The organism is Rhodococcus sp. 05-339-2, assembly GCF_002258965.1.
Lineage (GTDB): Bacteria > Actinomycetota > Actinomycetes > Mycobacteriales > Mycobacteriaceae > Rhodococcoides.
On the sequence record NZ_NOYW01000020.1, the window covers coordinates 70926 to 89104 of the forward strand.

The following is an 18179-nucleotide window of genomic DNA, read 5'->3' on the forward strand; positions in this document are numbered from 1 at the left end:
AGTTCGGTCGGGTCGTTGGCAGGGTTCCCGCCTCGAGGTGTTCCCAACGCGGTGTGCGGCGGTGGAGTGTGGTCATCAGTGAGACGCCGATCACAGCAGAAGGCGTCTTGTCACTCACACTCACCGAGGAGACACCGATGGTTATCGAGCTCAATCAGATCTGGGAATTCCCCATCAAGGAGTTTCATCCGCTGCCGCGCGCCAAGCTGGGAGTCGGTGCCCACGACATGATCGGTGTCGAGGCCAAGGAACTCGGGTTCAAGCGCTCGCTGCTCGTCACGACCGGTCTGCGCGGTTCCGGAATCATCGAGGAACTGATCGGCAAGATCGAGTACCAGGGCGTCGAGGTGGTCCTCTACGACAAGGTCGAGTCCAATCCCAAGGACTACAACGTCATGGACGGTGCCGCGCTGTACCAGAAGGAGAAGTGCGACAGCGTCATCTCCGTCGGTGGTGGTTCGAGCCACGACGCGGCCAAGGGCATTCGCGTCGTCGTCGCGCACGACGGACGCAACATCAACGAGTTCGAGGGATTCTCCAAGTCCACCAACAAGCAGAATCCACCCCACATCGCCGTATCGACCACTGCAGGAACGGGTTCGGAGACGTCCTGGGCCTACGTCATCACCGACACCTCGGACATGGAGAAGCCGCACAAGTGGCTGGCTTTCGACGAAGCGTCGACACCGACTCTGGCACTGGACGATCCGCTGCTCTACTACACCTGCCCGCAGCAGTGGACCGCGTTCTGCGGCTTCGACGTTCTCGCCCACGGTGCCGAGCCGTACGTCTCGCGTCTCGATTTCGCGCCGTCGCTCGGCAACGCCATCTACTCGATCGGCCTGGTGTCCAAGCACCTTCGTGAAGCGGTGTACGACCCGGGCAACCTGAAGGCTCGCGAGGGCATGATGAACGCCCAGTACATCGCCACGCAGGCGTTCAACTCCGGCGGACTCGGTGTCATCCACTCGATCTCGCACGCGATAAGCGCGTTCTACGACAGCGCTCACGGCCTCAACAACGCCATCGCGCTGCCGCGCGTGTGGGAGTACAACCTGCCCTCACGCTACGAGCGTTACGCCGAGATCGCCGTGGCCATGGGCGTCGATACCAAGAACATGACCACCGTGCAGGCGGCCGATGCTGCCGTCGAAGCCGCCATCAGGCTCGCCAAGGACGTCGGAATTCCCGACAACTTCGGCTCCATCCGTTCGGCGACGTACGACAAGAACCGGATGAACACCGGCAAGTACGCGGGCAAGGGCGACGTGATCAAGGGCGACGAGAAGTCGGTGCTGAAGATCTCCGAGCACATCCAGGAGGACTGGTGCACACCGGGCAACCCCCGTGAGGTGACCGTGGAATCGATGATCCCCGTCGTCTCGCACGCGATCAACGAGTCGTACTGATGCTGCGCAGTGGTGCGGTTATGTGCCCAGGGCGGCGCATGACCGCACCACTGCGGCTCCGCCGCACCACGAAGGGAAACACATGACCTCGCTGTCGACAGTGCGTAGCGACGACACCGGCACCGTTCGATTCACCGACGCCGCCGATCTGCAACGCGCGCTCGGTGAGCAGGACTACATCGCCGACGACGACCTCGCCACCGTGGTACATCTGGCGACAGAACTCGATCGCCCACTGTTGCTCGAAGGCCCTGCGGGCGTGGGCAAGACCGAGTTGGCCAAGTCTCTCGCTGCGGCGAGCGGACGGAAGCTGGTTCGGTTGCAGTGCTACGAGGGCCTCGACGACAACCGAGCCCTCTACGAGTGGGACTACGCCAAGCAACTGCTGCACGTGCAGATGCTGCGCGAACACATCGGCGCGCTCACCCAGCACGTCACCGATATCGACGATGCCTCGAAGTTGCTCGCCGCCAAGGACTTCGGCCTGTACTCCGAGCCCTTCCTCGCCGTACGCCCATTGCTCGAATCGGTGCTGTCCGAGGAGCCGGTGGTGCTGCTGGTCGACGAGGTCGATCGCACCGAGGAGTCGATGGAGGCACTGTTGCTCGAAGTGCTCGCCGAGAAGCAGGTCACTATCCCCGAGGTCGGCACCTTCACGGCGCGCAGCGATCCGTGGGTGATATTGACCTCCAACGACACTCGTGAGCTGTCCTCGGCGCTCAAGCGACGCTGCCTGCACTTCCATCTCGATTACCCGACGGCTGCGCGGGAGCGCGAGATCGTCACCGCTCGTGCGCCCGAGGTGCCCGCGCACATCGTGGCCGAGATCGTCGATTTGGCAACCGAACTGCGCGAACTACCGCTGCGCAAGAGCCCGTCGATCTCGGAAGTGATCGACGCGGCTCGTATCGCGTCGGTTCTCGGACACTCCGAGGACACCCGCAAGTATCTGCTCGCCGCGCTGGTCAAGTACTCCTCGGACATGAAGATCGCCTTGGCCGGGCCGGTCGCCGAAACAACCTCTGCCGCAACGTCACTGGGAACGATCGTCAACACGACCGCGACGGCCTTTCGCGGACACGGTGGACGCGACAAGGGCGGCATCGGAATACGACGATGACCGGGCACGAATCGTTCTCGGCATCGGTGGTGCTCGACGTGCTGGCCGCTGTCTTCGGGCGGACGCTGCGGCGCTTCGGAGTAGCGGCGTCGCCGGCCGAGGTGATCGAGGTACGACGCGTCCTCGGTCTCCTCGGGGGCCGGGACCTCACGATTCTGCGTGCGGCCCTGCGCGCGACGTGCGCCAAGTACGACCACGAACAGCACGGCTTCGATCTCGCGTTCGAGTCGATGTTCGAGGCCGCCATCGACAGTGCCGTGGACGAGCATCGATCGCCGTTGGGTGCGCAGGTCGCCGGCGGACTTCCGACGGACCTCGAGGTGGGAGCGGACCAGGAGGCCGCCAAGTACGCCGAGTACAACGAACGGGCCGTGGAGATCGGGGATCTGCTCGACGCGCCCGAAGCCGACAAGGGCTTCAACCCGCACAAGGACGACGACGACATCAGCCTCTCGTCCGAGGATCATGATCTGTCGATCGACACCGACGGCGACATGGGCCGTCGCGGGGTCACCTACACCGTCGACCTGGAGCGGTCCGGATCGACGGCGGCAGGGGAGTTGGCGTCGAGTACCAGCGGAGCGGTTGCGGGACAGCTGAATTGGGAAGATCCGGCGAGCGTGCTGGCGTGGTTCGACGCCTACGATCCGCGGAGCGTCTACGGCGACGGCGGTGATTCGGGTCCACTGAGTGCCGCGATGCTGGATCGGATCACCGATGCCGTCGAGGCTTTCGTCGCGGCATTGGGTGAGCTGACCGGAACCATGCCCTCACCGATACCGATCGACGGTGCGGCGCAGGTGATCGGCAGGCACGCCGAGATCGAGCGCGCGAGTCACGAACTACTGCGGCACATGCGCGGCACCCCGCGCCCTCGGCCGCGCGAGCACTCGCGCGGGCCACTGGACATGAGGCGCACCGTCCGGTCGAGTCTGCGAACCGACGGAATTCCGTTTCGCTTGGTGACGAAGACACCGGTACCGGACAAGGTCCGACTCCTCGTGCTCGCCGACGTTTCGCTGTCGGTTCGGCCGATCACAGCGTTCACCCTGCGACTGGCACAGGCCATGCATGCGCGCGCGCACCGATGCACGGTGATGGGGTTCGTCGATGCTCCGGTGGACGTGACGACCACCTTGCTCGCCAGTACGGGGGACGGCGCGCTGGCGGCGGTGCTCGCGGATGCGCGTCTGGACCTCGAAGCCAGTAGCGACTACGGCAGCATGTTCGCCGCTCTGTTGGACTCGCATGCCGACGTGCTGAACAAGCGCACCGCGGTGATCATCGTCGGCGACGGCCGGTGCAACGGCCGCCCGTCGGGACTCGATGCGCTGGAAAGGATTCGGTCCAAGGTGCACCGCGTCGCGTGGATCACCCCCGAGGCGCGCCGCTACTGGGCTCAGGCTGCGTGTTCGATGGAGGACTACGAGCAGGTCTGCGACCGGGTCGTGGTGGCAAGGGACGGGGACCAGCTGACGGCGCAGGCGGCCGAACTGGGGCACGCGCTGTCCTGAGCAGCGTCCGACCCTGACCGTCGGGGTTCGGGTACCTACCCGATCGGGTAGGTGGGAACCTGGTCCGGTGCTGGTGGGATTCGACGGGCCCCCCTCGTAGGGTTGTAACCTGAATCACATGCCCGGATGTCTCGGGCCGATGGACAGCGAGGGTGTGAACGGTGGACCAGGCAGCTACTGCGAACGTAGGCAAGGCGCTGCACGACCTCGATGATCGACGCAGCCGCCCGGAGGCACCGCGCGTGCTCAAGTTCCATGCCCCGGAGATCGTGTTCGGTCAGGATTCGTTGGGTGAAGTGGCGCACGCGACGCTTCGGCTGGGCGGAGTGCGTCCGCTCGTGGTCACCGATGCCGGTCTTTTCGACAGCGGGTGGGCGGGTCAGCTGATCGATCTGCTCACTGCACAGGGCCTGTTTCCCCAGGTGTGGAGCGAGCTGACGCCCAATCCCAAGGATGTCGAGATCGAAGCCGGGTATGCGGTCTACACCGAGTCGGTCTGCGATGTGCTGGTGGCCATCGGCGGGGGATCGGTGATGGATGCGGCCAAAGGCATTGCGATCCTGGCCGGTAACGGCGGCAGAATCCTCGACTACGAAGGTGTCGATCAGGCCACGCGCCCGATTCCACCCTTGGTCATGGTGCCGACGACGTCCGGTACGGGTGCCGACGTGTCCCAGTTCTGCATCGTCACCGATACGGCGCGCTCGACGAAGATCACCATTCTCGGCAGAGCTCTGGTCCCCGATATCACCGTGATCGACCCGCGGCTGCTCACCACGATGCCCGAATGGCTCAACGCAGCAACGGGTTTGGATGCCCTGACTCACGGTATCGAGGCCTTCGTCTCGCTCGGACACAACCAACTCACCGATCACCATGCGCTACGGGCCATCACCATGGTGATGTCGCAGCTGGCACGCACCATCGACGAACCCGCCGACATGGTTGCACGCGGATCGATGGCCCAGGCGAGCCTCGAAGCCGGCCTGGCTTTCACCAACGCGATCCTCGGTGCAACGCACGCGATGAGCCATCAGGTGGGTGGACTGCTCGACCTGCCGCACGGAGTGATCAACGGCGTACTGCTGCCTCATGTCATCCGCTTCAATGCAGCCGAGGATCCGCTGCCGTACGTGGCCATCGCGACGAGCCTCGGACTTCCCGAGGGCAGAGCCCGGCCGGAGGAGGCCGCGATGGCCGTGGCAGACCGCGTCGACCGCCTCGCGCGACAGGTCGGTGTCCCGTCCGGCCTCGCACAGATCGGAGTCAGTGAGTTGGATCTCGATGTGTTGGCCACCAACGCTCTGCACGATGCCTGCATGTCCACCAATCCGCGCTCGGCGACGCACCTCGAGATGGTCGAGCTGTTCCGGAGTGCGCTGTGACGTCGGGACCCGATGTGACGTCGGGCCCCGATCTGTCGCTGCTGACGGGACTGCGCTCGGGCAAGAACACGTTCTATCCCCAGTATCGCGGCGCGGCCGAACGGCTCGAACGCGTCGTCTATGCGCTGGAGCTGATTTCGCGGGCTCTGGTGCGGACGGTCGACGGCCCCGAGACGCTGGTGTGCGCGGTCGCGGAAGCCGCTCGTGCCCATCTGAGCGCGCAGTGGGTCGTGTTCGCGCTCGCCGACGGTGCGCTCCCCGATGCCGGTCCCCGGCGGCTGGTGCTCGGACCGGACGCGACGCCGTTCCTGGTCGACAACGTCGAGGGTCCGCCGCTGCCGGACGACGTCATCGACTGCCTTGAGTCGATTCGAACGGATACGTGCGGTGACGGGCAGAGCCCGGTCATCTCGGCCCATCACGCATTCGTGCCGATCGCGTTCGACGGTGGCGTCGTCGGCGCGTTCGCGGCGTGGACCGGCGACCACCGGGTGCTCGACGCGACCGACGCGGCTGTGTTGAGCATTCTGGCGAGTCAAACGGCTGTGGCACTGCAGAATTCGGCTCTGTTCCAGAGTCGTCGACAGTTGCTCGAACGCACCGAGAATGCGTACGCGCAGGCCCACCGCACAGCAGCGGATCTGGCGGCCCGCAACGCCGAACTCGAGGTGACTCAGCGGCAGCTGGGCGCAGCGCATCGACATCAGGTGCTCGACGACGAACGCCATCGCATCGCCCGCGAACTGCACGACAGCGTGACGCAGGCGGTGTTGTCGGCGGGTATGCAGATCGAGGTGTGCCGCAGCGACATTCCGGCCGAGGAGCGCGGTGAACGGCTCGATCTGGCCAAGGAGTTGACGCGTCGAGCCGTCGAACAGTTGCGGTCTGCGATCTATGCGCTCAACCATCCGCAGGATGCCGATCGAACGTCCCTGCCCGAGATGCTCGAGCAACTGTCGGTGGTACACATGCCCGACGAGTTGCAGGTGTCGTTGCGAGTGGAGGGAACTCCGGTCGAGCTGAGCAGCGAATGCGAGCACGCTCTGCTGCGCATCGCCGGTGAGGCACTGTTCAACACCGCGGTGCACGCCCATGCGTCGCGGGCAATTCTGAGACTGACCTACTCGCCCGATCAGGTGCAGTTGTCGATCGCCGACGACGGGGACGGCGATCCGGCCCATCTGCGGATGATGCTGCATCTGTCCGAGTCCACCGACGTCGACGGCAGGCATCGAGGGTTGGCGAACATGGCGGCCCGGACCCGCGAGCACGGTGGCGTCTTCGAGATCAGGCGTGCCCGTACCGGAGGAGTGCGAGTGACCGTGCGAATCCCCCTCGGGAGCGATCCCCTCGGTATTACATCGGAGAAGGGCGACACCCTGTGAGCGTACCGACGATCCGCGACGGCCAAGGGCATGTGGCTGCACCCACGGTGCGCATCGTGCTGGTCGACGATCACGCGATCCTGCGCGAAGGGCTACGGTCGGTGCTCGAACGCGAGGCGGATCTGACGATCGTGGGGGAGGCGTCGACGCGGGAGGAGGGACTGGCCGTCGTCGCGCGGGTGGAGCCCGACATCGTGCTGATGGATCTCAAGCTGTCGGCCAGTTCGGATTACGAGGGTCTTGCCTTGTGTGCGCAGTTGGCGAAGGCGCACAACGGAATCGGACTGTTGGTGCTCACGACCTTCCTCGACGACCGGCTCGTGGTGGAGGCCGTGCATGCGGGTGCGCGGGGATACGTGGTCAAGGACGTCGACACCACCGAGTTGGTACGCGCGATCCGCGCCGTCTCGCGCGGCGAGAGTGCCTTCGACTCGCGGAGCGCCTCGGCTGTCGTTCGCTCTCTCAACGGCACACCGAGCAGCATCGAGCGCTTGACCGAGCGTGAACTCGAGGTCCTCAGGCTGCTCGCGACGGGCCTGTCCAACAACATGATCGGAGCGCGCCTGTTCATCTCGGCGACGACGGTGAAATTCCACGTCAGCAACATCATGCGCAAGCTCGCGGTATCCAGACGAGCCGAGGCCGTGTACGCGGCGAGTAAGCAAGGCTTGATCTGACTGCAGAGCCTTCGGGCGCAGAGTGCAAAGTAGACGGCGCTCGGTGTCCTGTCGAGAGCGTCTGGGCGGTGCAGGCTTCGGATAACACATACCAGTGATATCCATGCCGAGGAGCACCCCATGACGACTGTTCAAGAAGGCACACGCCAAGACGACGCTCCCGCAGACCGCCCCGCGGAGCTGACCGTTCTCGGAGCCTGCGGCCAGGACTGTCCGGATTCGTGCTCGATGGTGGTCACCGTCGCGGACGGTGTGGCGACCAGCGTCAGCGGTAGCAAGACCAACCCGTACACCAACGGTGGATTGTGCGTGAAGGTGGACAACTACCTGGACAAGGTCTACAGCCCCGATCGAGTCCTGTACCCGCTCAAGCGATCCGGACCCAAAGGCTCCGGTCGCTTCGAGCGAATCTCGTGGGACGAGGCCGTTGCGACCATCGCGGAGAAGTTCACCGCCATCGCCGAGGAATTCGGCCCGGAAGCGATCATGCCGTGCAACTACCTCGGCACCCAGGGGATCACGCAGGGGCTCAACGTCGGTGACGCATTCTTCAACCGTCTCGGGGCAACGGTTGCCGAGCGCACCTACTGCGATGCAGGGTCGTGCACTGCGTACGCGATGACGGTCGGCGATACGGCGGGAGTCGACCCGGAAAGCTTCGTCCATTCGAAGTTCATTCTGATCTGGGCGTCGAACATCATGAGCACCAACCTGCACCTGTGGCCGTATGTGGCCGAGGCCAAGAAGCGCGGGGCCAAGGTCGTCGTGATCGACCCGGTCAAAACGAGGACCGCTAAGGCTGCGAGTTGGTACATCCCGATCCGGCCGGGCACCGACGGCGCGCTCGCGCTGGCGATGATGCACGTCATCATCGACGAGGGGTTGACGGACGCGGACTACATCGAGCGTCACACCATCGGTTTCGACGAGCTGGCCGAGCGGGTGAAGCAGTACACCCCGCAGTGGGCATCGGAGGAGACGGGCATCCCCGTCGAGGACATCTACACCCTGGCGCGGGAATACGCGCAGAGCCAGCCGGCCGTGATTCGCATCGGTGTCGCGATCGAACGGAGCGCCGGTGGCGGGCAGAGCGTCCGAGCCATTTCCTGCCTGCCGTCGTTGGTGGGTGCCTGGCGCAAGCCAGGAGGAGGGATCCTGCAGCTACCCCTGTGGGCTTTCCCGGTGAACTGGCCCGAGTTCCTGCAGACGGATCTGCAGACGCCAGGCACGCGGGTGATCAACCTGTATCAACTCGGCGAAGCGCTGACCGGCGGGCTGAATCTGGACACGCCCCTCAAGGCCCTGATGGTCTACAACTCGAATCCGGTGGTGGTGTGCCCCGATCAGAAACGAATGATCGACGGGCTCAGCCGCGAGGATCTGTTCACCGTCGTCAGTGACCATTTCATCACCGACACAGCCGATTACGCGGACATCATCCTGCCGGCGACCACACAGCTCGAGCAGGACGACATCAACTTCTCGTGGGGGCACCTGTTCGTCACCTACAACAATCGGTCGATCGAGCCGATGGGAGAAGCGGTCCCCAACACCGAGCTCTTCCGGCGACTGGCCAAGGCCATGGGCTTCACCGAGCCGGTGTTCTCCCGAACCGACGAGGAACTCATAGCCCTGTCGTACGACTGGAATGCGCCTGCCATGGAGGGCATCTCGATCGACTCGCTCAAACAGCTCGGGTGGCAGCGGCTCAACCTTCCCGGTCCCGACGAGTACGCACCCCACGCCGAGGGCAATTTCCGGACGCCGTCCGGCAAGACCGAGTTCCTGTCCTCGGCAGCGGCGGGCGGCAACTTCGTTCTGCCCCTCTTCCGGCAGGGATCGAACGATCACCAGCCGGGCCAACCGGTGGATCCGCTTCCGCACTACATTGCGCCGCGCGAATCGTCTCGCACCAACCCCGAACTGGCGCAGAAGTATCCGCTCAACCTGCTGACGCCCAAGTCGCACGCCTACCTGAATTCGAGCTTCGGAAATCTCGACATGCATCGCAAGGTGCAGAAGGAGCCGACCCTGCTGATCAACCCAGCCGACGCCGAGCGGCGGGGTGTCGCCTCCGGTGATGTGGTTCGAGTGTTCAACGACCGCGGTGAGTTCACCGTCCTGGCCAAGCTGGACAAGTCGGTCATGGAGGGCGTGACGGTGTGCGCGATGGGCGCGTGGCGCAAGAACATGCTCTCCCTCTCGACCCCGGCCTCGCTCAACCCGACGGCATTCGCGGACCTCGGGAATGCCCCGACGTTCTCGGACACTCTGGTCGACGTGCGACCGCTCGACGCCTGACAACACCTTCCCTACTACGAGAACGAGGATTTCGAGATGGCCTACGTCGTCACCGAACCGTGCATCGACCTGCTGGACAAGGCATGCACCGAGGAGTGCCCCGTCGACTGCATCTACGAGGGTGCTCGGATGATGTACATCAATCCCGACGAGTGCGTCGACTGCGGCAAATGCATGCCCGCGTGCCCCAACGACGCGATCTTCTGGGAACACAAGATCCCGGACGAGCAGAAGCGGTTCGTCGACATCGCAGTGGAGTTCTGCGAGGATGCCGATGCGTCGGGTGGCGCGGAGGATCTCGGTCCGGTCGGACACGACCACCCGGCGATCGACGAAGTGGCGAAGAAGTGAGTGCCGCAACCGATTTCGAGTGTGACCTGATCATCGTCGGCGCGGGCCCGGCCGGCCTCTACGGTGCGTACTACGCGGGCTTTCGTGGGCTGACGGTCACCGTCGTCGACGCCCTACCGCATCCCGGTGGTCAGCTGGCCGCGCTGTACCCGGAGAAGAAGATCTTCGACGTCGCCGGCTTTCCGGCAATCAAGGCGCAGCATCTGGTCGACGCCTTGGTGGAGCAGGCCGAGCAGGCGAAACCGACGTATCTGATGGGACACGTCGCGACCGAGCTCGAAGAATCCGAGGAGGCCGTCCGGATCACGACGGACAAGGGTGTCACCGTCGTCGGGAAGGCGGTTCTCGTGGCAGCGGGGATCGGCAAATTCACGCCGAGACCGCTGCCGGCGGGTTCGGAGTTCCACGATCGTGGGCTTCGCTACTTCGTGCCGAGACTGAACGAGTTGGCCGGCGAACACGTGATGATCGTCGGGGGCGGTGATTCGGCGGTGGACTGGGCTCTGAGTTTGGAGCCGATCGCGAAGTCGGTGGTACTGGTGCACCGCCGCAACGAGTTCCGGGCTCATGCTCACAGCTTGGGACTGCTGGAGCGGTCGAGTGTCGATGTACTCACCCCGTACGAGGTCGAGGAGATCGCGGGTTCGGACGCCGTCGAATCGGTGACGATCGTCGACGGAGCCGGAACCGAACGCCGTCGACTCGCAGTGTCGAGTGTCGTTGCCGCACTGGGCTTCAAAGCGGCATTGGGTCCCATCGGGACGTGGGGTCTGGACAAGCACCAGCGCGATATCGCCGTCGACCGGACGATGCGGACCAATCGTCGGCGAGTATTCGCGGTGGGTGATGTTGCCGGACATCAGGACAAGGTCAAGCTGATCGCGGTCGGATTCGCCGAGGCCGCCACGGCGGTCAACCACATCGCACCACTCGTCGACGGTTCGGCACCGATCGTGCCGGGCCATTCGAGCGACTCGATCCACTGACTCGAGTCGCTCGTCGCGTCAGTACCTCTGTTCTCGGTCGGTCGGCCGTGTCGAGCGCGTCACCGCACGCGGGTCGTCCGACCGGGCACAGACGCTGGCGCGGTACTGCCGCGGACTCATGCCGTACTGCTCACGAAAGGCGCGGCTGAAGACGGCGAGGTCCGCGAAGCCCCATCTCCGGCTGATCTGCCCGAGCGACTTGTCCAGAGTGATGCTGCCGACGATCTCGCGGCGGCAGCGCTCGAGCCGTTTGGTTCTGATGGTGCGGGCCACCGTCGTGCCGCTCGAGGCGAACACACGATGCAACTGTCGCGTCGAGACCAACATCGCCGACGCCACCGAGGTGGGTGAGAGCTCGGTATCTGCGAGGTGGTCCTCGATGTACCGCTGCGCTGACCGAACCAGAGCTGCGCTGGGCGAGTCGACGGTCGAGTTCGTGGTGGTGTTGCGGGCGATCACGCTGACGAGATCGCCGACCTCGTCCGCTATCGCCTGCGCTCCGGTGATGTCCAGTGACGAGCGCGTCGAACTCAGATCGTGAAGAAACCGGCCCAGTAGCCCACTGAATCCGGCGGATCCGTCGAATGCCATCGCCGTCATGTCGCTGGACTCACGGGCGTCGAGCCGAAGCATGTGACGGGGCCAGGTGAAGACCTCCAGTTCCCATTGATCGTCGTCGGGGTGGCCGTCGATGATCCAGTCGAACGGGCGTGAGGTGTCGTAGATCGCGAAGTCGCCCCGCGTCAGAGTGCATTCGCGGCCGTCCTGCACGACGATGGCCGAGCCGCGTCTGATCATTCCGATCTGGACGTACTCGATGCGATCCCGATCGATCAACGAGTCGGTACGCGCGATGTGCTGCGTGGTGGATCTGACACTCGAAACCTGAAGGTGTGCAAGCGACATCGACCGGACGGCCCCGGTGAATCGGCTGTCGGCCACGTCCGCGACGTCCAGTGCGACGAAATGCTCGCTGAGCATGTCGCACCAGTCACTGCGGCTGGTCGTCCGAGTCGGGATCGAGAATCCGGATCTGGACAGCATGGGAACCCCTTTTCGTCGAAGCCCACCGTCGTCGGTCCTGGTGACCGTGTCGTCACTGCGATGCAGGAGCTTTGTTCGAGGTTAGCGCGCAATGTTTCCGGTTGATTCGCTGTTCGTAACATTGCCGGAAAGTCCGATCCGGACGGCGTGGCGAGGTCTCTGCAGGTCAACTAACGGTCGCTGGCGGTCAAATGCACTGCACCCCTCTGGACCAAGCTGGAACCGAATTCGACGAAAGGGGTGCACCATGGGCGACGTCGACACAGTCGTGCAGCTGTACGGGAACGACAGTGAATCCTGCGCAAGCGGGGTGCGAGTCGCAGTCACCTCCGACGCGTTGTCGGTCGAGGCGGCGACCGCCTGGGCCACCATGCCCCAGTGCGGGGCCGTTGTCACCTTCACCGGGGTTGTGCGCGAGTATTCGAGGGACTCCGCAGGTCGACGGACCGACGGGGTCGTGTCGATCGACTATCAGTCCTACGAGTCGGTCGCGCGCGGACGCCTGTTCGAGATTGCAGAGACGGCGCAACAGCGTTGGCCCGACATCGGCCGTATCGCCCTGCTGCACCGGACCGGATCCGTCGCGGTGGGTGAAGCGAGTGTCCTGGTCTGTGTGTCCGCGGGTCATCGCGTCGCCGCGTTTCTGGCTGCTCAGTTCTGCATCGACATCGTCAAGGCATCGGTTCCGGTGTGGAAGCTCGAACAGCGGGACGCCGCGCAATCCTGGGTGGAGACCGGTGTGCAGATCGAGAACGTCCACCATGCAGCCTCGCAGTGGTCGCCGCTCACCTGCGGTGCCGCCTCGTGAGGGATGTCGTGGCCGACGCGAGAGACGTTCGGGGCCGGCCACTTCGGGACCTGCGTATCTCCGTCACCGACCGGTGCAACTTCCGGTGCGTCTATTGCATGCCGCGGTCCGAATTCGGTCCCGACCACGAATTCTTGAAGACCGCGAAACTGCTGTCGTTCGAGGAGATCGACAGAGTCGCCCGAGCTGCTGCCGACATCGGTATTCGCAAGGTGCGCCTGACCGGTGGAGAACCGCTGCTGCGAACCGGAATTGTCTCCCTCGTCGAGCGACTGAGCGCCATCGACGGTATCGATCTGGCGATGACCACCAACGGTTCTCTGCTCGGCGCACATGCTGCGAAGTTGGTCGACGCGGGGTTGGGGCGGGTGACCGTCAGCCTCGATTCGACGGATCCGGCAACGTTCGCTCGCATGAGTGACACTCGGGTGCCCGTGCAGACGGTACTCGACGGTATCGACGCGGCGGTGGACGCGGGCATGTCTCCGGTGAAGGTCAATGTCGTGGTGCGTCGCGGGGTGAACGAGGATTCGATTCTGACTCTGGCGGAGCGGTTCAAGGGGACCGGCGTCGTGGTGCGCTTCATCGAGTACATGGACGTCGGTGCCACGAATCGGTGGGAATTGTCCCAGGTCATGGACGTGCAAGCGATCGTGGAGACGATCGGCCGCGTCCACCCGCTGGTGCGGGTCGAGGCGGTGTACGCCGGTGAGGTGGCGACTCGATATCGATACCTCGACGGCAGTGGAGAGATCGGCGTGATCGGGTCGGTGTCCGAGCCGTTCTGCGGAACGTGCACGCGCGCGAGGCTGTCTGCCGACGGCAAGGTGTACACCTGTCTGTTCTCGTCGACCGGAACGGACCTGCGCGCGTTGCTGCGCTCGGGGGCGTCGCAGGACGAACTCGTATCCCGCCTCACGGCGTTGTGGGTGCGACGGGACGATCGGTACTCGGAACTTCGAGCGGAAACGAACGAGGATCCGGTGCGAGATCGGATCGAAATGTCCTACATCGGTGGATGATCGAAGGGGGCTGATCGTATGGCCGAGTTGGTGATGTTCGCTGCGGCACGACAGATTGCTGGGGAGGCGTCGAACAGCATGTCGGGATCGACCGTCAGAGAGGTGCTCGATACTGCGGTCGAACGATACGGTGCGTCGTTCGCGGAGGTATTGGCGGTGTCGCGCATCTGGATGAATGGACGATCGCTGGCACGCGACGAGGATTCGCCGTGCTCCGACAGGGACGAGATCGCGGTCCTGCCTCCGATCTCCGGCGGATGATGTCGACGACAGTGGACAGCGTCCAGGTCCATCTCCGAACGGTGGACCAACACCGTTGCGCGATAAGAAAACTGGGAGCATCGGCGTCGGTGCGTTCGGTGCCGATCGGCAATGCGGTAGGGGCAACGCTCGCCGAGGATGTCGTTGCCGACCACGCGCTGCCGGCCTTCGACAATTCGGCGGTCGACGGATTCGCCGTTCGCGCTGCCGATGTCATCGGTCCGGAACATCTGCCCGTACGTCTGCTCGTCTCCGCGCGCAGTGTCGCAGGTGGACAACCGGCACCGCTGCACCTTCATCCGGGTGAGTCGGTACAGGTCATGACCGGTGCCGCAGTTCCGTACGGCGCAGACATGGTGATTCCGGTCGAGGGAACCAGCGGGTTCGTCGAGACATTCGGTATCGAGGAGGTGACGATCCACTCGGTCGGCTCGAAGAGCAACATCCGCAGTCGTGCCTCGGACTTCGAGGTCGGCGACGTCGCCGTCCGGGCAGGCACATCGGTCACGCCGGCACAGGTCGGTGTTCTGGCGGCGCTCGGTCGCACCCATGTGCTGATCGAGTCGGCTCCGATCGTGGCGGTGCTGTCGACAGGATCCGAGGTTCGGCCGGTCGGGACCGAACTCGCACGCGGCGAGTGTTACGACGCGAACTCGGCGATGATCGTCGCGGATCTGCTACGGTGCGGTGCCGACGTTCACCTCGAACCGGCCGTCGCCGACGACGTCGATGAGTGTCGGGCGGCACTGGCCCGATGCGCGGCGGTTGCCGACCTCGTCGTCACGACCGGTGGGATCAGCGCGGGCACCGAGGAGGTGATCCGGCTTGCGCTTGCAGACCAGGACGTCGAATTCGTCTCGGTTGCAGTCAAACCGGGCAAACCGCAGGGATGCGGAAAGGTCGAGGGAACTCCGATCGTCTGTCTGCCCGGAAACCCTGTCAGCGCGTTGATCTCGTACGAACTGTTCGTCCGGCCGATCATCGTTGCGGCACTACGAAACCCGCAAGCCGAGCGAACGATCAGAACGGTCAGGGTAGCGGGGGAGGCCGTTTCTGCCTCACCGGTACCCCGGGTCATGCTGGGCATCGTCGACGGTGAAGGGGCCAGAATCATCCGATCGCATTCTGTCGGTGCGCTCGCCGACGCCAACTGTGTGATCGTGATCCCGCCCTCCGACGGCGACCTCGGGCCGTCCGGTGAGTACCCCGCGTGGATGCTCGACTCTCTCGCCTCGTCGCGGCGAGGCACGTGCATCTGAAGATCCGAGAAATTCTCTCGGCGCACCACTCGTCGATGTGAGGAGAGTGCACGCATTTCGTAACGCAAACGCCTCGGATGGCTTACGCCAAGGGCCTACCGTTGGTGCACTCGAATCTATCGCGGAGTGCATCATGACGTCATTTTGGACAACCCGGGGACTCGGCCATGCCGATCAGATGAGCTACTGGGCCGACGTCCTGTGTCAGGCATTCACCCCACTGGCACCGTGGCGATCCCGCGATCACGTCGAACGCAGTTCGTCCCGGTCCGGACTGCCCGGGTGGGTGCGCTCTGCGGCTGTCGGAGGTGGCAATGCCGCGGAGATCGCCTCCTGCACCCAGCGAATCGACCACGGAAAGCGCGAAGTCGCCCGCGCGGACGAGGACGTCGTCTTCGTCAACCTCCAACTGGATGGGCACTGTACGACCACCCAGGACGGGCGGCAGTGCACCGTCTCCCGAGGCGAATTCGCCGTCGTCGATTCGACCCGCCCGTACCGCCTCGAGTTCGTCGAACCGGGCAACGACGAACTGTGGCGGGTCCTGTCGTTCCGGCTGCCACGGCCATTGCTGGCAGACGTCGTCGCACCGTCGGCGGGGACCACTGCTCGGCGCTTTTCGAGCTCGTCGGGCTCGGCTCGCTTGCTCGGCTCACTGATGGTCGAGACCTGGCGGAGCGATTCCTCACTGCACCCCACCGAGCGGCAGATGATCGGTGCCGCCCATGTCGATCTGCTCCGCGCGGTGCTGGGAGCAACGGCCGAGCGGGACACCGCGTGCTCGTTGCAGACCGACGAAGCACTCCGGGTGTCCGCGGTTCGGTTCATCGACTCCCGGCTTCCCTTCGGCCGAGTTCCCGCCACCGAGGCAGCCCGCCACGTAGGGGTATCGGTTCGCACTCTCCATGCACTGTTCGAGAGGGCGGGAACGACTTTCGGTGCCGTGGTACGTGAGCATCGAGTCGAGGCGTGTCGTCGTGAGCTTGCCGATTCGCGCGACGATCGGTCGATCGGAACGATCGCTGCAGCGTGGGGATTCTCGGATTCGGCGCAGCTGGCCAAGTCGTTTCGATCGCACTTCGGATGCAGTCCGGTCGAATACCGAGCGTCGGTGAAGACCAGGGAACTGCCGCAGCTGGTGCAGCGGTAGCGAAACGCTCTGTCCGAGTGTGCAGAACGGTACCGATCACGGCGCAGTCCGGTACAAGACCAGGACGACTCACCCGATGAAACTGGTGTGCAGGGCAGCGTCGCCCGATTCCGTTCTTCACCCCACCAGGACAGACATCGAGGAGTCCCACATGACCCTGAGTTTCAGGCTCAGCCCCGAGCAGATGGCCGTGCGCATGCAGGCGCGGCAAGTGGCAGACGAGATCCTGAGCGAAGTAGCAGCCGCCATTTCGCCCTTGCCCCGGCCGGAGGATCGCTTCTACGCATTGCAGCCGGTATACAAGCAGCTGGCCGGGCTCGGATTCGTCAAGGGACTGGTTCCCGATCAATACGGCGGCGCGTACTTCGACAACCTGACGTTCGCCCTTGCGGCCGAGGAACTCGCTCGGGTCGACATCAACACTCCGACAGCGTTGCTCGGCACCGGATTGGGACTGAATCCGATCATCAATTTCGGCACCGAGGAACAGAAGAACCGCTGGCTCCCGCTGTTCTGCGACGGCGAGCCTCGGCTGGCTGCGATCGCATACACCGAGGTGACCGGTGGGGCCAACTACGACTCGGAGGACCCGACCGTCGGAATTCGGACCTTCGCGCGACGCGAAGGCGACGAGTGGGTCATCAACGGCGCCAAGCACTACACCACCAATGCTTCGGGCTGGGACGGTCAGGGTGCCGACCTGATCAGCGTGGTGTGCCGCACCGATCCTGCGCTCCCGCCGTCGGAGTCGCTCGCGGTCATCGTCGTGGAGAAGGGGACGCCGGGGGTCGAGATCACCGACATGATCGACACCATCGGACACCGCGCCACCAACTCGCCGCGAGTCGAATTCCGCGACGTGCGAGTGCCGGTCGGCAACCTCATCGGTAAGCCGGGCGACGGGTTGGACATCGTCGCCACCGCCTTCTCCTGGACCTGCTCGTCCATCGCCGCCGCGTGCGTGGGCAGGATGAGGGCTGCATTCGACTACTCTCTGCAGTTCGCCAAGACCGACCACCGGTCCGGTCCGGTACCCGTCATCGAGTACCAGAACGCGGGATACATGTTGGTGGACATCAAGACTCGGATCGAGGCGGTCCGCTACTTCGCATGGAAGGCTGCCGATCACTTCGATCGCACCGGTGGACGCGACCGTGAATTGGCCAACGAAGCAAAGATATTCGCGTCCGAGACGGCCGTGCAGGTGGTGTACGACGCCATGCGTCTCGTCGGCGTCGATGCGTACACGAACCTGACCCCGATCGCTGCGATCATGGAAGACGTCCTCTGCTTCCCGGTGTACGACGGCGGAAACATGGGCGTTCGCCGGCGCAACGTCCACAATCTGCTCAAGGCAGACGGATTCGACTCCCTCGCCGCGGCAGAGAATCGACTGTCGGTACCCGAGACCGCCTAGGCCGATGGCGCTCGTGGTGTCAGGATCCGATCGATCCTGACACCACGAGCGGGCTCGCGCGCTGATCCGGCTCGTACTCACTGGCGAAAG

General features: G+C 64.5%; 16 protein-coding genes. 15 read left to right on the forward strand and 1 reads right to left on the reverse strand.

Annotated elements, in window-relative coordinates:
- The first annotated feature begins 137 nt into the window (after positions 1–137).
- From mdo to CH273_RS23205, 9 genes are all read left to right on the forward strand, one after another.
- Positions 138–1409 carry an NDMA-dependent methanol dehydrogenase gene (mdo, locus tag CH273_RS23165; RefSeq protein WP_032376592.1) on the forward strand — a complete coding sequence of 424 codons (1272 nt, stop codon included), beginning with the start codon at positions 138–140 and terminating at the stop codon, positions 1407–1409.
- A gap of 82 nt (positions 1410–1491) precedes the next feature.
- Complete coding sequence (locus CH273_RS23170; protein ID WP_032397580.1) at positions 1492–2529, forward strand: MadB family AAA-type ATPase; 1038 nt, start codon at positions 1492–1494, stop codon at positions 2527–2529.
- Complete coding sequence (gene madC / locus CH273_RS23175) at positions 2526–4043, forward strand: MadC family VWA domain-containing protein (protein WP_032397579.1); 1518 nt, start codon at positions 2526–2528, stop codon at positions 4041–4043. The genes CH273_RS23170 and madC overlap by 4 nt, the downstream gene beginning before the upstream one ends.
- 197 nt (positions 4044–4240) lie before the next feature.
- Entirely contained in the window at positions 4241–5428 is a 1188-nt protein-coding gene (locus tag CH273_RS23180; RefSeq protein ID WP_052050417.1) for an iron-containing alcohol dehydrogenase, read from the forward strand.
- Positions 5425–6813 carry a MadS family sensor histidine kinase gene (locus tag CH273_RS23185; RefSeq protein ID WP_032397577.1) on the forward strand — a complete coding sequence of 463 codons (1389 nt, stop codon included), beginning with the start codon at positions 5425–5427 and terminating at the stop codon, positions 6811–6813. The genes CH273_RS23180 and CH273_RS23185 overlap by 4 nt, the downstream gene beginning before the upstream one ends.
- Positions 6810–7490: a MadR family response regulator transcription factor gene (locus CH273_RS23190; RefSeq protein WP_303396071.1), complete on the forward strand. Its 681-nt coding sequence runs from the start codon at positions 6810–6812 to the stop codon at positions 7488–7490. The genes CH273_RS23185 and CH273_RS23190 overlap by 4 nt, the downstream gene beginning before the upstream one ends.
- Positions 7491–7610: 120 nt before the next feature.
- Positions 7611–9791: a molybdopterin-containing oxidoreductase family protein gene (locus tag CH273_RS23195; protein WP_082322638.1), complete on the forward strand. Its 2181-nt coding sequence runs from the start codon at positions 7611–7613 to the stop codon at positions 9789–9791.
- 36 nt (positions 9792–9827) lie between these two features.
- Positions 9828–10142 (forward strand): ferredoxin, encoded by a 315-nt coding sequence (gene fdxA / locus CH273_RS27980; protein ID WP_032397576.1) that lies wholly within the window; start codon positions 9828–9830, stop codon positions 10140–10142.
- Positions 10139–11128: an NAD(P)/FAD-dependent oxidoreductase gene (locus tag CH273_RS23205; RefSeq protein WP_032397575.1), complete on the forward strand. Its 990-nt coding sequence runs from the start codon at positions 10139–10141 to the stop codon at positions 11126–11128. Before fdxA ends, CH273_RS23205 begins: the two co-directional genes overlap by 4 nt.
- A gap of 18 nt (positions 11129–11146) precedes the next feature.
- Here CH273_RS23205 and CH273_RS23210 read toward each other — a convergent pair whose 3' ends face one another.
- Positions 11147–12172 (reverse strand): AraC-like ligand-binding domain-containing protein, encoded by a 1026-nt coding sequence (locus tag CH273_RS23210; RefSeq protein WP_082322636.1) that lies wholly within the window; start codon positions 12170–12172, stop codon positions 11147–11149.
- Positions 12173–12419: 247 nt separating this feature from the next.
- Here CH273_RS23210 and CH273_RS23215 point away from each other — a divergent pair, with 247 nt between their 5' ends.
- The 6 genes from CH273_RS23215 (at position 12420) to CH273_RS23240 (ending at position 18089) form a co-directional block, all read left to right on the forward strand.
- Entirely contained in the window at positions 12420–12980 is a 561-nt protein-coding gene (locus tag CH273_RS23215; RefSeq protein WP_052050208.1) for a molybdenum cofactor biosynthesis protein MoaE, read from the forward strand.
- An 8-nt stretch (positions 12981–12988) separates the two neighbouring features.
- Complete coding sequence (gene moaA, locus CH273_RS23220) at positions 12989–14002, forward strand: GTP 3',8-cyclase MoaA (RefSeq protein WP_143546260.1); 1014 nt, start codon at positions 12989–12991, stop codon at positions 14000–14002.
- A gap of 18 nt (positions 14003–14020) precedes the next feature.
- Positions 14021–14263 carry a MoaD/ThiS family protein gene (locus CH273_RS23225; protein ID WP_032397574.1) on the forward strand — a complete coding sequence of 81 codons (243 nt, stop codon included), beginning with the start codon at positions 14021–14023 and terminating at the stop codon, positions 14261–14263.
- Positions 14263–15522, forward strand: a complete 1260-nt coding sequence (locus CH273_RS23230) for a molybdopterin molybdotransferase MoeA (protein WP_052050202.1) — start codon at positions 14263–14265, stop codon at positions 15520–15522. The genes CH273_RS23225 and CH273_RS23230 overlap by 1 nt, the downstream gene beginning before the upstream one ends.
- Before the next feature lie 133 nt (positions 15523–15655).
- Positions 15656–16672 carry a helix-turn-helix domain-containing protein gene (locus tag CH273_RS23235; protein ID WP_082322633.1) on the forward strand — a complete coding sequence of 339 codons (1017 nt, stop codon included), beginning with the start codon at positions 15656–15658 and terminating at the stop codon, positions 16670–16672.
- 151 nt (positions 16673–16823) lie between these two features.
- A complete protein-coding gene (locus CH273_RS23240) occupies positions 16824–18089 on the forward strand; it encodes an acyl-CoA dehydrogenase family protein (protein WP_032398258.1) in 1266 nt (421 codons plus the stop codon).
- Positions 18090–18179 lie beyond the last annotated feature (90 nt).